At 37.8% G+C, this 15,069-nt stretch carries 13 protein-coding genes; 9 read left to right on the top strand and 4 right to left on the bottom strand.

Annotated features, from left to right (window positions below):
* Window positions 1-142: 142 nt before the first annotated feature.
* The 8 genes from ACE1TG_RS14400 to ACE1TG_RS14365 all read left to right on the top strand — a co-directional run bounded on the left by ACE1TG_RS14400 (window position 143) and on the right by ACE1TG_RS14365 (window position 9,423).
* Window positions 143-559, top strand: coding sequence for a hemerythrin domain-containing protein (locus ACE1TG_RS14400; RefSeq protein WP_375053101.1), 417 nt, complete (start codon window positions 143-145; stop codon window positions 557-559).
* Between the two features lie 36 nt (window positions 560-595).
* Window positions 596-916: a hypothetical protein gene (locus tag ACE1TG_RS14395; protein WP_375053100.1), complete on the top strand. Its 321-nt coding sequence runs from the start codon at window positions 596-598 to the stop codon at window positions 914-916.
* 28 nt (window positions 917-944) lie between these two features.
* Window positions 945-1,220, top strand: coding sequence for a hypothetical protein (locus tag ACE1TG_RS14390; RefSeq protein WP_375053099.1), 276 nt, complete (start codon window positions 945-947; stop codon window positions 1,218-1,220).
* A complete protein-coding gene (locus ACE1TG_RS14385) occupies window positions 1,217-4,897 on the top strand; it encodes a nitrate reductase subunit alpha (protein ID WP_375053098.1) in 3,681 nt (1,226 codons plus the stop codon). Before ACE1TG_RS14390 ends, ACE1TG_RS14385 begins: the two co-directional genes overlap by 4 nt.
* Entirely contained in the window at window positions 4,887-6,389 is a 1,503-nt protein-coding gene (gene narH, locus ACE1TG_RS14380) for a nitrate reductase subunit beta (RefSeq protein ID WP_375053097.1), read from the top strand. Before ACE1TG_RS14385 ends, narH begins: the two co-directional genes overlap by 11 nt.
* Before the next feature lie 4 nt (window positions 6,390-6,393).
* On the top strand, window positions 6,394-6,996 hold the full coding sequence (gene narJ, locus ACE1TG_RS14375; protein WP_375053096.1) for a nitrate reductase molybdenum cofactor assembly chaperone: 603 nt from the start codon (window positions 6,394-6,396) through the stop codon (window positions 6,994-6,996).
* Window positions 6,997-7,025: 29 nt separating this feature from the next.
* Window positions 7,026-7,721, top strand: a complete 696-nt coding sequence (gene narI / locus ACE1TG_RS14370; protein ID WP_375053095.1) for a respiratory nitrate reductase subunit gamma — start codon at window positions 7,026-7,028, stop codon at window positions 7,719-7,721.
* Window positions 7,722-7,899: 178 nt separating this feature from the next.
* A complete protein-coding gene (locus ACE1TG_RS14365; RefSeq protein WP_375053094.1) occupies window positions 7,900-9,423 on the top strand; it encodes an FAD-dependent oxidoreductase in 1,524 nt (507 codons plus the stop codon).
* A gap of 37 nt (window positions 9,424-9,460) precedes the next feature.
* Here ACE1TG_RS14365 and ACE1TG_RS14360 read toward each other — a convergent pair whose 3' ends face one another.
* Window positions 9,461-10,348 (bottom strand): LysR family transcriptional regulator, encoded by an 888-nt coding sequence (locus ACE1TG_RS14360; protein WP_375053093.1) that lies wholly within the window; start codon window positions 10,346-10,348, stop codon window positions 9,461-9,463.
* A gap of 106 nt (window positions 10,349-10,454) precedes the next feature.
* Here ACE1TG_RS14360 and ACE1TG_RS14355 point away from each other — a divergent pair, with 106 nt between their 5' ends.
* Window positions 10,455-11,510, top strand: coding sequence for a citrate/2-methylcitrate synthase (locus ACE1TG_RS14355; RefSeq protein ID WP_375053092.1), 1,056 nt, complete (start codon window positions 10,455-10,457; stop codon window positions 11,508-11,510).
* 187 nt (window positions 11,511-11,697) lie between these two features.
* Here the strand turns inward: ACE1TG_RS14355 and ACE1TG_RS14350 are convergent, their stop codons facing one another.
* The 3 genes from ACE1TG_RS14350 to proB all read right to left on the bottom strand — a co-directional run bounded on the left by ACE1TG_RS14350 (window position 11,698) and on the right by proB (window position 15,056).
* Window positions 11,698-12,549, bottom strand: coding sequence for an LAGLIDADG family homing endonuclease (locus ACE1TG_RS14350; protein WP_375053091.1), 852 nt, complete (start codon window positions 12,547-12,549; stop codon window positions 11,698-11,700).
* A gap of 138 nt (window positions 12,550-12,687) precedes the next feature.
* Window positions 12,688-13,935, bottom strand: a complete 1,248-nt coding sequence (locus ACE1TG_RS14345; protein WP_375053090.1) for a glutamate-5-semialdehyde dehydrogenase — start codon at window positions 13,933-13,935, stop codon at window positions 12,688-12,690.
* On the bottom strand, window positions 13,932-15,056 hold the full coding sequence (gene proB / locus ACE1TG_RS14340; protein ID WP_375053089.1) for a glutamate 5-kinase: 1,125 nt from the start codon (window positions 15,054-15,056) through the stop codon (window positions 13,932-13,934). The genes ACE1TG_RS14345 and proB overlap by 4 nt, the downstream gene beginning before the upstream one ends.
* Window positions 15,057-15,069 lie beyond the last annotated feature (13 nt).

The raw sequence follows: 15,069 nt of genomic DNA, 5'->3' as shown, positions 1-15,069 counted from the left end.
ATCACATAAATCCAAATTTTCGACACAATTTATTGTCCAGCTAATTGATACATGATATGCTGATTTTAATAGATGGAATAAGTTTCTATCTGAAATTATAAACGATAAAATAATAAATTTCACGCAAAGAGGTGATTATTTTATGTCTGGTCCAGCATTAAAACATGTCGATAGTCATAAAGCCATTCATGAAGCAGCATTAAACGAAGCAATTGAAATGACGAATTTCCTTGATAAGCTGGTTAACGATAATCATACAAAAAAGGCGTTGGAACTTGCTTATGTGATTGTCGAACAATGGGAAACAAGAACACTTCGACATGCTGAAGCTGAAGAAGAAGGATTGTATAAGGAATTAGTAGAAGAGAAGCCTGAACTAAATGAGGATATTGTTGCATTAACCAGGGATCATAATTTGTTAAGGATCATAATCAATGATATTAAGTCCATCCTCAAAAATGATGGAATAAACGATGAGGTGGTCCAAAAATTTCAATCATTAATTATCGTTGATGAACTTCATAACCAAAAGGAAATGGAAGTACTTCCAGAACATTAATCATAGATCATATAAAATCTTTAGAGGTGAGTTGATATGGAATCAGAACAGATCCAGAACGAACACGAACAATTCTTAAGAGTTGCTTTACCGGATGTATACAGTTTTTTAATGGAAGAAGTGGAAAAGCATTATAATATACACCCTTATGATATCCAGGCACACGTCATCAAAGATACAGAACAATACCAACTCATTTTTTATTATGGAGAAGGCTTCGCTCACCAAAAATCGAAATCTTTTTCACATGATGCTGTTGAAAAAATGGATGAAGAAATAACAGACTTTTCAAAAGAACTTGGAGAAGCCTGCAAAGAAGTTATGATAGCAGATTATTTTAAAATGATGAAGATGTAATAACTTCAGCGAGAAAAGGGGAATTTAGATGTTGTTTGAAGACGGTGCTAGTTATGTTCAGGATCGAGAAGACTTAATTGCAATACTTAAGATGCGATTTGGCGAAATACCACCAAAAGTTATCGAAGAGATTTATGCAATTGAGAAATATGACACCTTAGAACGTTTAATAGTTGTTTCCTCAAATGTTCCAAGTTTAAAAATCTTCCTTGAAGAATTAAAAGAAGGTGCAGGCAGTTTTAAAATTCTTGGTGAACGATTTAACCCTATCCAATCATTAAATGAAGAAGGTGAAAATAAATGAGGAGAAGTAATAAACTATTTGAAACACTCAAACATATTCGTCACGGTGAACGGATTAATGAGGGCTTTACAGAAGAAAGTCCCCGTCCGCGTGATTCAGAAGATATATATCGGAGACGCTGGCAGCATGACAAAATAGTTCGATCAACCCATGGGGTAAACTGTACCGGTTCATGTAGCTGGAAAATTTATGTTAAAGATGGAATTATCACTTCCGAAACCCAGCAGACGGACTACCCAAGCACCGGAGATGATTTTCCAGAGTATGAACCTAGAGGCTGTCCAAGAGGTGCAAGTTTTTCCTGGTATACATACAGCCCTATTCGCGTTAAATATCCATACATCCGCAGTGACTTGTATGAATTGTGGAAACAAGAACGAGAACAAGCAGGTGATCCTGTAAAGGCTTGGGAGAATATTACAGAAAATCCTGATAAGCGTTCCAAGTATGTCAGTGCTCGAGGTAAGGGTGGTTTTGTTCGAGCATCATGGAGAGATATGTGCGAAATCATTGCCAGTTCAAGCATCCATACAATTAAAAAGTATGGTCCTGATCGTATCGCAGGCTTCAGCCCTATTCCAGCTATGTCTATGATCAGTTATTCTGCTGGAACACGTTTCTTATCATTAATCGGGGGTACCATTTTAAGTTTTTACGATTGGTATGCTGATTTACCACCAGCATCACCTCAAGTGTGGGGGGAACAGACTGACGTACCCGAAAGTGCTGACTGGTATAATTCAAAGTATTTCATTATTTGGGGTACCAATTTACCACAAACCCGTACACCTGATGCTCACTTTATGGTGGAAGCAAGATATAACGGCACTAAAGTTGTTGGTGTAAGTCCTGATTATGCTGAATATGAAAAGTTTGCTGACATTTGGCTCCCCGCTCGGGCAGGAACCGATGGTGCTTTAGCAATGGCAATGACACATGTTATCTTAAAGGAATTCTATGTTAACAAAGAAACACCATACTTTACTTCGTATGCAAAGAAATTTACCGACTTGCCATTTTTAGTAACTTTGAGTGAAGAGAATGGATCATACCGCAGTAACCGTTTTCTTCGCGCATCAGACCTAGATGATCAGCAAAAGTTAAGTGAGTGGAAAACAACCGTTTGGGATGAAGTAACAGGTAATTTGGAAACACCAAATGGTAGCATGGGATTTCGTTGGGATGACGACAATAAATGGAACCTGGAACTGGAAAAAGAAGACGGAAGTTCTATTAATCCATTATTAAGCTTCATTGATAATCCGGATGAAACTCCGTTAGTACAGTTTCCTTATTTTGCAGAAAAAAACGGAAATATTGTAGAACGAGGTGTGCCAGTTAAACATATTCAAAATAACAAAGGTGAAACACTTAAAGTAACCACTGTTTATGATCTGATGATGGCTCATACAGGGGTTAGCCGTAATCTTCCGGGTGATTATCCGGCTGATTATGACGATCCAAAACCTTATACTCCTGCATGGCAGGAAAGCATCACTGGAGTTAACAAAACACATGTTATTAAAGTAGCAAAGGAATTTGCAGATAACGCTGAACGCACAAAGGGAAAATCTATGATTGCAATGGGCGGCGGAACAAATCACTGGTACCATAGTGATCAAATATACAGAAGCATCCTTAATCTTGTGCTGCTAACAGGTTCACAGGGCGTAAACGGCGGAGGCTGGGCACATTATGTTGGCCAGGAAAAAGTACGACCTCAAGAAGGGTGGCAGCAAGTTGCTTTTGCAAATGATTGGGAAAAAGCACCACGACTGCAGAACGGAACATCTTATTTTTATTTTCATACAGATCAATTCAGATATGAAACTGTTCCGGTTGAGGAAGAAGAAACCGACTGGGGTAACAAATATGATTCAATCCACCCTGCGGACATAAACGCTCTGTCAGCCAGACTAGGCTGGTTACCGTCATATCCGCAATTTACAAAGAATTCAATTGATATTGTTAAGGAAAGCCGGGAAAGAGGAGCACAGTCTGAACAAGAGATAATTGACGATGTTGTAAGTCAACTGAAGGATGACAAGCTTGAGTGGGCAATTGAAAACCCGGATGATCCGAGAAACTTCCCCAGAGTATTCTTTAATTGGCGATCAAACCTGCTGGGCGATAGTGGAAAAGGTCACGAATTCTTTGTGAAGCACTTAGTAGGGGGAGATAATCAGGTACTTGCAGAACCTGAAAATTCATGGCAGCCTTCAGCTGTTAAAACCGAGGGTGAAGCACCTACAGGTAAAGCTGATCTATTAGTCAGTGTCGATTTCCGTATGACAAGTCCAGGTCTCTTTTCAGATATTGTGTTACCGGCTGCAACCTGGTATGAGAAATTTGATATTAGCAGTACCGACATGCATCCGTTTGTACACCCTTTTAATGCGGCTATTTCACCGCCTTGGGAAGCTAAGAGTGATTGGAATACATTCCGGGAAATCAGTAAAGTATTCTCAGAACTTGCAGAAAAACACCTTCCAGCTACTGAGGAACTGCATACTTCACCTCTTGCGCACGACTCCAAGAGTGAAATTTCGCAGCCATTTGGTAAGGTGAAAGATTGGCGCAAAGGTGAAGTAGAAGCGATTCCTGGAAAAACAATGCCGAACATGAAGGTTGTTACACGTGACTATCCCAATGTTTTTCGAAAAATGACTTCCATCGGTCCGTTGGTAAAAAATGGTTATGGTGGCAAAGGTGTGACAATACCAGGGGAAGAAGTATATGAGGAACTTGGTTCACGACTTGGCAAATCAAGACGAGAAGGTGTCGGAAAAGGAAATCCAGACTTGTATACTGACAAACAAGCAATTAATGCAATTCTGCTTATGTCTGGCGCAACAAATGGGAAACGGGCAGTTGCAGGATGGAAATCACTCGAGGCAAAAACAGGACAGAAGCTTGGTGATATTTCCCGTGCACGGGAAGAAGAAGATCATACATTATATGATTTAAGTATTCAGCCACGTACCGCTATCTCAACACCTGTTTGGAGTGGACTTGAAAAAGACCATCGACGTTATTCGCCATTTACTGTTAATACGGAATATAATATTCCATGGCGAACACTGACAGGACGGCAAAGCTTTTATATGGATCATGAAATGATGCTCGACTTTGGTGAAGGGCTACCACTATATTTACCACCATTGAACTACGGTCCTTTTCTGAAGAGCGAACAAGGCGTTGAAGAAAACGGGAAATCAATTACTGTCAGATATCTGACACCACACCAAAAATGGGGAATTCATACAATGTTTACAGATACCACACATATGTCAACATTGTTCAGAGGCTGGCAGACGATTTGGATGAACGAAGAAGATGGCGCGTCGATTGATCTAAATGATAATGATTTTGTTGAGGTTTATAACCGAAATGGAGCGATTGCTGCGAGGGTTGTTCTTACGTATCGTATACCTAGAGGTATGGCCTATATGTATCATGCGCAGGACCGTACAATGGGTGTACCAGCAACTTCAATCAGCAAAAAACGCGGCGGAACTCATAACAGTGTAACTCGTATAACACTGAAACCAACACATATGATTGGCGGTTATTCACAATTAAGTTATGGGTTTAATTATTATGGTCCAACAGGACATCAAAGAGATACAATTGCTGTTATTAGAGCACTTAAGGAGGTTGATTGGCTTGAGAATTAAGGCACAGGTAGCAATGGTTATGCACTTGGATAAATGTATTGGTTGCCATACTTGTTCAGTGACATGTAAAAATACATGGACAAACCGTCCCGGAACAGAATATATGTGGTTTAACAATGTGGAAACTCGTCCAGGCCCTGGTTATCCAAAAAAATGGGAGGATTCTGATCACTATAAAGGGGGTTGGGTTCTAAAAAACGGTAAGCTGCAGCTTAAAGCAGGTGGACCTATTTCCAAACTAATGAATATTTTTTACAATCCCGATATGGCTACTATGGATGACTATTACGAGCCATGGACTTATGATTATCAAAACTTGATAAATAGTCCTAAAGGTGAAAATCTGCCTGTCGCTAGACCACAATCTCAGATTACTGGCGAATTCATTGACAAGCCTGAATGGGGACCAAACTGGGACGACGATCTTGCAGGTGGAACAGAAATTGTATCGACGGATCCAACAGTTGAAAAATTACAAGAGCATATTTCAATGCAGTATGAGAAAACCTTTATGATGTATTTACCAAGAATTTGTGAACATTGCTTGAATCCATCATGTGTCGCTTCATGTCCTTCAGGCGCACTATATAAACGTGATGAAGATGGAATCGTTTTGGTCGATCAGGAGGCATGTCGTGGATGGCGCTTTTGTATGAGTGGATGTCCATATCACAAAGTTTATTATAACTGGAATACACATAAAGCTGAGAAATGTAACTTCTGCTATCCAAGAACTGAAGCTGGAATGCCAACCATTTGTTCTGAAACATGTGTGGGAAGAATCCGCTATATTGGTGTAGTTTTGTATGATGCGGATAAAGTGAAAGATGCTGCATCTGTTGAAGACCCACAAGACCTTTATGAAGCACAGCTTTCTGTATTTTTAGATCCATTTGATCCAGAAGTAATCGAGGAAGCTAGAAAAGCTGGTATTAATGATGAGTGGATTGATGGGGCACAAAATTCTCCAGTATACAAGATGGCAATAAAGTGGAAAATTGCATTACCACTACATCCGGAGTACCGTACATTACCAATGGTTTGGTATGTACCACCACTTAGCCCAATAATGAACCATATTACAAATGAAGACGAATTGGACACTGATGGGTATATTCCTGCTGTTGATCAGATGCGTATTCCCGTTCAATACCTAGCTTCCATACTTGCTGCCGATGACACAAAGGTAATACGTAAAGTACTTCTTAAATTAATAGCTATGCGAGTTCATATGCGAGGTAAAACAGTGGGTGGAATCGATGAATTTAGAGAAAGTGAGCTTTTAAATGAGGCTGACACAGATCCGGAAGAGATAGAGGATATGGCAAGGTTACTAGGTATTGCAAAGTATAATGAAAGATTTGTTATTCCGACTGGCCGGAGAGAAATGGATGGCGAGGACGAACTTTACTATGAGCAGGGTGCTTGCAGTCTGGAAGATTTAGCACCACCAGAGGGTGTAGTAACAACAGCTTTTGGAAAGGGTAGATAAACATATGGAAGAGCAGGAGCGTACTATACTCATTATTGGTTCCCGTCTGTTAGCCTATCCTGACGATAATTTCATTAATGAACAAATTGATATAAGCAATTGTATCAACGATAATATAAAATCACCAGAATTACAGAAAGAATTAGACAAGGCATTAAAATCGTTTCATCGATTATCACCAGAGGAACTAAAAAAGTTGTATGTATCAACATTTGACTTAAAAGCTAAACATGGCTTATATTTAACTGCGCATGAATTAGGTGATAGCAGTAAAAGAGGTGCTGCATTCATCCGGCTGCAAAAAATTATCAGTGATGCAGGATTTGAAAGGGTAGATGATGAATTAGCTGATTACATTCCAATGTTGTTTGAGTTCCTGGCAGTCGCTCCAGACAGTCAGGACAATGATCGATTGATAAGACGTCTCGCAGTTGCATTAAAGCGAATTATCAGCAGTCTTCCGCTTGATAATCCTTATTACAATATATTGTACATTTTAAGAAAAAATGTGTTCCCTGAACCAACAAAAGAAGAAATTGCCAAATTGGAATTTGAAAGAGAAGACGCGGATCTGGAAGAATTACCATATCCTATCATGTACAAGTAATTAATATCACCACAAAGGAGGGATAATGTGTGAGTGAAATTTTCTGGTGGGTTATTTTCCCATATATAACCTTAGTTATTATGATAGTTGGTTTATTAAATCGCTTTGCATTTCGACAATTGACATGGGCAGCACCATCAACGGAATTTTTTGAAAAAAAATGGCTTCGAATTGGTTCACCCTTGTTTCACTTTGGGATTATTTTTGCGTTTATTGGACATGTCATGGGAGTTGTTATCCCAATGGAGTTTTATCATGCAATAGGGGTATCAGACCATTTGTACCATATTGGAGCAGTTTATGGGGGTTCTCTTGCAGGTATAATGGTAGTTGCAGGATTGATCATCTTACTGATTCGAAAAATGACTATTGATCCAGTCAGGATACATGCAACGTTTGCAGACTTCTATTCGGTCATAGCTCTTCTGATTGTTTCGGTTATTGGAACATATATGACCGTTTTTCAAAATGCAACACCTCAGGAATTTGATTATCGAACATCTATTGGTCCATGGTTTAGAAGTTTATTTTACTTGGATCCGCAATATCACTTAATGGGAAATATCCCGTTCATCTTTAAATTACACACACTGACAGCTTTCGGGTTATTCGCATCAATTCCGTTTACACGTTTAGTTCATTTTTATACTATTCCTGTAACATATCCAGCGAGGTCACCCCAGCAATATCGCTCAAGATCTCAATATAAAAACAAAGTAAAATAATATCAATGATGCAGTAAAGATGTAGTTATACTTTTTTAACTGCCAAAAAAGAACTGAGTAACTTCAGTTCTTTTTTGTTATGTAGAAGCGTTATTCCTTAACATTAATGTATAATTATCGAATTACTGATAAAAATAAAAAAGAGATTACAGTCACACCATAAAGGAGTTCGGTATCGATGTCACATAACATGAAATCACCAGAGAATCCTGAGCCGTATTGGCGGGATTCTGTAGAATTACCTTCATATCCGTCACTGGATAAATCCATAAAAACTGATGTTGGTATTGTAGGTGGTGGTATAACAGGAATCACAGCTGCTTATTTACTGGCAAGTGAAGGTGTGAAGGTTACTTTAATTGACGCCAACAAAATACTGAATGGAACAACTGGTCATACCACAGCAAAAATCACTGCACAACATGGACTGATCTATAATGAACTCATCGAGCATTTTGGTTCCAAAAAAGCTTCCTTATATTACAAAGGTGCATCAGAAGCTAAAAAACTAATTAGGGACATCGTTAAAGAGCATAAGATAGACTGTAATTTTAAAGAGGAGGATGCCTATGTTTTCACGAATGATGACTCTTACATATCCCAATTAGAGAACGAAAAGAAAGCATATGACCAATTGGAAATACCCAGTGAACTAGTTAAAAACATGCCACTTGATATACCGATGAAATCAGCATTATTAATGAAGCGACAGGCACAATTCCATCCATTAAAATACCTTAAGGCATTGTTGAAAGAAGGCGTCAGAAACGGGCTTGAAATTTATGAAAATACTATTGCAGCAGATATTGAATATAACAAACATCCTTCAATTATATTGAAAGATGGAAATCGTATAACATGCCGTTATGTAATTGAGGCTTCTCATTATCCATTTTACGATGGACAAGGATTCTATCCAACTCGAATGTATGCTGATCGATCTTATGTAGTAGCCGGTAAATCCAGCAAAAAATATCCCGGAGGAATGTATATCAATGCAGAAAATCCAACCAGATCAATCCGTATTGCAGAGGATGATTTATGGCTGATAGGGGGAGAAAGCCATAAAACAGGTCAGGGCAAATCGACAATGGATCATTATAACGCACTACAGGAGTATGCCGGAGAGCATTTTGGGATATCAGAGTTTGTTAATCGTTGGTCAGCACAGGACTTAATAACATTGGACAAGGTCCCATATATTGGTCCCATTACTAAGGCACAACAATCCGTTTTTATTGCAACAGGATTCCGAAAATGGGGCATGACAAATGGTACGTTGGCAGCAAAAATGATTAGCGATATGATTCTTCAAGAAGATACACTTTACAAAGATTTATTTACACCTTCTCGTTTTCAGGGGGATCCTGCGCTGCGCCAGTTCACAGGCATTAATGCAGATGTAGCAAAACATATGGTAAAAGGAAAAATGGATAGAAGAGATGAAAATTTAGACGATTTATCCCCTGATGATGCTACGGTTACACGAATTAATGGACAAAGGACCGGAGTTTACAAAGATAAGGAAGAGAATCTTTATGCAATAGATACTACGTGTACCCATTTAAGATGCGAAGTCGAATGGAATTCAGGAGACCGAACCTGGGATTGTCCCTGCCATGGATCAAGATTTTCCTATACTGGCGAAGTTATCGAGGGACCCGCTAAAAAACCATTACCGAAAATTGAAATCGACAAGTAATGAGTTTTGAGAAGCAGCCAAATTGGCTGCTTCTGCTTTAACTAAAATGAAAATCAGATATAAATTTTACAAACTCACTTTCAATTTCATGTTCATATTTATAAATTATATACATACTAGCTGTTGGCAATTCCATGAAGAAAACAGGTATTTCCATCAACCTGCCCTCGATTATTTCACGGTTTACTATTGATTTTGGCAGAAAACTTACACCAATGCCTTCCAGCACAAAACGTTTCGCTATGTGAGATTGTGTAACGCTCATAAACTGGTATGAAGATAATGTGTATTTCAGTTGCTCCTTAAGATTGTTCCAATACGAGGGATGATTATCTGTTAAAACAATATTACTCTCCAATACCTCTTTTGCGTCAACTATAGGGCCAGATTCTTCATCATAGCCGTCATGATTACATACAAGACCAACAGACTCCTCGTGAAGTTTTATCCAGCTCACGTTTGATTCACCAGGTAAACAGGATAATCCTACGTCCACAATTCCTTCTTCTACCACAGAAGCTATCTCCATTGACTCCAACACTTTTATTGATAATTCAACATGAGGAAATTCCTTTGTATACTCTCTTAAGATACTTGGCAGGATCGTATCTGCTAGCAAAGGTGAAATAGCAATACGCAGTGTCTTATTAAAGCCTTGTTGGAATTTGCTGATTTGACTTAAACTTCTTTCGCTTTGTGCAACAATTTCTTTTGCTTCAGTATGAAATAATCGACCTAATTCAGTCAATTTTATATGCCTGCCACATTTATTGAATAGCTTGCCACCAATTTCCTTTTCCAATTGCCTTATCTGAGAACTTACAGCTGGCTGAGTAATAAACAGTTTCTCAGAAACAATCCTAAAATTCTCCTGTTCTGCAGCTAAAATAAAGGTTTTTAATGTTCGTGTATCGATAACTAACACCTCATTAATAAAATATATTTATTATTATACTAAAAATAATTAAATTTTAATAATGACTGAATTGATATACACTTGAATTACCAATAAGAGGGAGGGGGAGTGTATAATGTACCACCCAGGATTAAAAGGAATAATTGTTACGGAAACAAAGTTAAGTCACATCGATGGCAAAAATGGAACATTGATTTATCGAGGTACATCCATTCAACACCTTGTAAAAAATAACACATTTGAAGAGGTCGCGTACTTTTTGCTGTATGGTAAATTACCAACTAATAAAGAACTCGCTGTTTTTAATTCAACGTTAAAGGATTATCGCAAATTGCCTAACCACGTTAAAACGATAATTGATAGCTTACCAAAACATTTATCTATGATGGATGTTCTGAGAACTGCAATATCGTCATTAGCTAGTGATACTGATGCTATCCAGCTTATAGCAATCATGCCAACAATAATCGCTTACCGTTATCGCAGTTTAAGTTCTATGAGAGTAATTGAACCTGACTCATACCTAAATCATGTTGAAAACTTTCTTACTATGCTTGTTGGCAGTGTAAATAAATCGGACGTTAAGATGCTTGAATCCTATATGATTATGACTATGGAACATGGTATGAATGCATCGACATTTTCCGCGAGAGTAACTATATCTACACAAAGTGATCTGATTGCTGCGGTAACAAGTGCTTTAGGAACGATGAAGGGACCATTACATGGCGGTGCACCATCTGGAGTTATCGAATTACTCGAGGAAATAGGTACTGAAAATAATATAAGTGAAGTTATTACCAAGAAGCTAGAAAATAATAAAAGAATTATGGGATTTGGCCATAGAGTGTATAAAACGTTTGATCCACGTGCTGAAGCTCTAAAAGATAAAATAATCGAGTTAGCAGATATTCCGGATTGGATTGATTTAGCATTCAAAACGGAACAAGAAACAATCAGAATATTGAAGGCATATAAACCAGATCAGAAACTTTACACAAACGTAGAATATTATGCTGCTGCAATTATGAAGTCGTTAGAGTTAGATTCATCATTATTTACAGCAATATTCAGTTCCAGCAGAATTGTTGGCTGGTGTGCGCACGCAACAGAACAAATAAACAATAATACGATTTTCAGACCAGCTGCTAAGTATATTGGCGAAAAATAAGATCAAGAAATCACGTTATAAATATATAGCGTGATTTTTAATTTTATCTCACTATCAAAAGTATACTTAGTTATTGAGATGTATTTTATTAAATTTGATACAACTTCCTATAAGATATGTTATGTCTACTCGAGAATTTTTAAAAAGAAATAAGATGTTTTCACATCTTAATGGTTACTATTCCCTTTTAATTCTTTTGTTTAAGTCTTCTTTCCCTTATTGCATTTTTATGTACCTTAATACCTCTATCTTTTAATTTTTCTATTGGTAATGTCTCTAACAGTGACTCGTTATATTTTCTTTTTAAAAATAAGCCTTTATCCTTGTACATCCAATCAGTGAAGAGCTTAATTGTTTTTCTGCCACTCACATATACTCGAAAATAAGTATCGTGCATTGTTAAATTAGTTTCAAATCCTAAGTTGTTAATTTCGTTTCTGAGTGAAACCATGAAGGTTTCTGATCCTCCAACAAAACTAATAAAATACTTATGATAATTTATATATCCATCTCCATCAAAATAACCTCTAATAAAATGACTCATATACTCCTTTGGAACTTTTGGAAATATAATTTGACTGGATTTATTCGGCATAACCCCGTGGATTGTCATCATGTCTTCTTTCATTATTTTACTGTTTAATGTAAGAAAATGAACACCTGTCTTCACATTTTTATAAATAGGCTGTTCAGATCCAATTTCCTTCCTTATATCCTCTAGAATATACTTTTCCTTTTGTGCAAAACTAATAGACTGCATATCACGGGCAACTGTGCCGTCCGCAACGAAAAAACCCAATATATAAGCCATATTATTAGACCACGTCTTAAAATAATCTTCGTTCATGGAATACTTTCGCTTCCAACTGCCAAATGAACGCATTTCTACATTATGCTTATGCAGCACCATTCTTACATACCTGGAAGATACATTAGCGCATTTTCCAATTTCAGTTGTACTTTTACCTTTTTTATATAACTTAATTACTTCCTGGTCCGTTAGTGTCCTTTTTCGTAACTTCTTAGTCCTCTCACCCATTAATTACGCCTCCCCCTATATACAATCACAAGAACATGTGTTCTGTTTAATTATATACCGGAGATAGAATAAACACAAATTTCACCCATTAAAACTTGGATTATTGTGCAAATTTATGAGTAAAGGCCATAGTAGCTCTTAACCTTTTATTTGACCTGATCCCCGAACAATATATTTCGTTGATGTAAGGGCGGGTAATCCCATTGGACCACGGGCATGTAATTTCTGCGTACTAATACCAATCTCTGCACCAAAACCGAACTCAAAACCATCTGTAAACCGTGTAGAAGCGTTATGATAGAGTGCAGCGGCATCTATTTTGTTAAAAAAAGTTTCCACACTATATTTGTTTTCTGTAATAATTGCTTCTGAATGTTTTGACCCGAAGGTTTGAATATGTCCAATCGCCTCATCCAAACTATCCACAATACGTAGCGCGACTGTCAAGTTAAGGTATTCAGTTTCAAAATCTTCTTGAGTAGCGGGGAGCAAACTACTATCTAGTTGTCTAGCTTTTTCATCAGCCCGAATTTCCACATTCTTTTCATTTAATGCTTGAGTCAGCTTCCCAAAGTGCTGGTCAGCCCAATTCTGATGAACAAGAATTGTCTCTGCTGCATTACAAACCGATGGACGCTGTGTTTTGGCATTTACTGCAATTTCTACGGCCATATTTTTGTCGGCACTTTCATCAATAAAGACGTGGCAGTTTCCTACACCAGTTTCAAGCACTGGTACTGAAGCATTATTAACCACTGTTTGAATTAAGTTTGCACCACCCCGAGGTATGAGTACATCTAAGTATTCTGTGAGCTTGAACATTTTTGCAGCTGTTTCTCTACTCGTATCTTCTAACAGTTGAACAGATTCAGTTGGTAATTCACTTTTCTCAAGCGCCCTGTGAATAACACTTACAATAGCTTTATTTGAAGTAATCGCCGATGAACTGCCACGTAATAAGACTGCGTTACCAGTTTTTAAACAAAGGCTTGACGCATCTACAGTTACATTAGGTCTCGCTTCAAAAATCATCCCGACAACGCCAAGCGGGACACGTACTTTTTCAAAGTGAAGCCCATTTGGATTATCCCATCCTTCTAGTACCTCTCCAATTGGATCAGATAAGGCTGCTACTTGCTGGACTCCTTCCGCCATATCCTGAATGCGTTCTTCGGTCAGTTTTAGGCGATCAAGTAAATTATCATTCATATCATTATTTTTTCCTGCTTCTAAATCCTTGCTATTCTCTGATAAAATAAACGCTGTCTCATCCAGCAGTTGTTTGGCTATCAGTTTAAGCGCATCGTTTTTTTGCTTTGTGGTGCACTGTGCAATAGTTGTTGCGAGATTACTAGCTTTCTGTCCTTTATCAATAAGCTCACTCATTTTATCCCACTCTCCTTTGTAAATGATACCCAATTATTTCGATGAATTACTTCCGGACGGTTCTGCATTGTTATTTCTTTAGCCTCCTTACTAGAAAGACCCTTTATTTGGATAAGCTCATCAACCGAATAATTTGTTTGCCCTTTTCCGATAAGTTCTCCATTTTCATTTAATACCTCAACTACATCACCTGATTTAAATGATCCTTTTAATGTTTTCACACCTGCAGGCAGTAAACTTTTACCATGGTAAACGATTGCAGACTCAGCACCTGAGTCGATTCCAATTTGTCCAGCAATGTTCGAATGAATACCTATCCATTGCTTTTTATTTTTCAATAATGTATTTGGAATATAACCTACATATGTTCCGTCACCCTCACCAGAAATAATATCCAGCAGCTTATTGATTCCTTCGCCTTTTCCAATGAAAACCTTAACTCCAACTAATAGTGCTGTTTTTGCAGCTTCCAATTTGGAGCGCATCCCTCCTGTTCCTACTTTTGAACCTGTATTACCAGCAATAGCAAGTAGATCGTCTGTAATTTTTGGTAAAAAGTTATACTTTTTTGCTCTTGTATTCTGACGTGGATCTCCATCATAAAGACCATTAATATCAGTTAAAATTATCAGTAAATCTGCATGAATAAGACCGCTGACTAAAGCTGAAAGTACATCATTATCTCCAAAAGTTAATTCATCAACAATAACTGAATCGTTTTCATTAATAATTGGTAGTATGCCACGCTTTAAAAGCTCAGAAAGTGTCGAATAGGCATTATTGTATTGTTCCTCTTGTGAGAAAACATGACGTGTCAGTAAAAGTTGTGCGGATACGATATCTTCTTTCTGAAATTGTTCAAAGTAGCTCTGCATAAGCAGCCCCTGACCGACAGCTGCCGCAGCTTGTTTCCCAGCGATTGTCACTGGCCTGGTTTGATATCCTAAAACAGTAAACCCCGCTGCAACAGCTCCTGATGTAATGAAGATTACTTCATTGCCTTCTCTTTTAAGTTTAGATAGTGCTGCAACGTGCTCAGCAATTTTCTCTTTTGAAAGACCACCGTACGAATTAGTTAATGAGCTGCTTCCGATTTTGACGACAATGCGCTCTTTTGCCAAATAAATCCCCCCT

Origin of the sequence: Virgibacillus sp. JSM 102003, from assembly GCF_041949995.1 — a bacterium.
Lineage (GTDB): Bacteria > Bacillota > Bacilli > Bacillales > Amphibacillaceae > Lentibacillus.
This window is presented reverse-complemented; position numbering and strand designations above follow the sequence as displayed.

Bases quoted from the DNA above. Each gene is read 5' to 3' on its own strand.
- ACE1TG_RS14400 (WP_375053101.1), top strand. From the start codon at position 143: ATGTCTGGTCCAGCATTAAAACATGTCGATAGTCATAAAGCCATTCAT.
- ACE1TG_RS14395 (WP_375053100.1), top strand. From the start codon at position 596: ATGGAATCAGAACAGATCCAGAACGAACACGAACAATTCTTAAGAGTT.
- ACE1TG_RS14390 (WP_375053099.1), top strand. From the start codon at position 945: ATGTTGTTTGAAGACGGTGCTAGTTATGTTCAGGATCGAGAAGACTTA.
- ACE1TG_RS14385 (WP_375053098.1), top strand. From the start codon at position 1,217: ATGAGGAGAAGTAATAAACTATTTGAAACACTCAAACATATTCGTCAC.
- narJ (WP_375053096.1), top strand. From the start codon at position 6,394: ATGGAAGAGCAGGAGCGTACTATACTCATTATTGGTTCCCGTCTGTTA.
- ACE1TG_RS14365 (WP_375053094.1), top strand. From the start codon at position 7,900: ATGTCACATAACATGAAATCACCAGAGAATCCTGAGCCGTATTGGCGG.
- ACE1TG_RS14355 (WP_375053092.1), top strand. From the start codon at position 10,455: ATGTACCACCCAGGATTAAAAGGAATAATTGTTACGGAAACAAAGTTA.
- ACE1TG_RS14350 (WP_375053091.1), bottom strand. From the start codon at position 12,549: ATGGGTGAGAGGACTAAGAAGTTACGAAAAAGGACACTAACGGACCAG.
- ACE1TG_RS14345 (WP_375053090.1), bottom strand. From the start codon at position 13,935: ATGAGTGAGCTTATTGATAAAGGACAGAAAGCTAGTAATCTCGCAACA.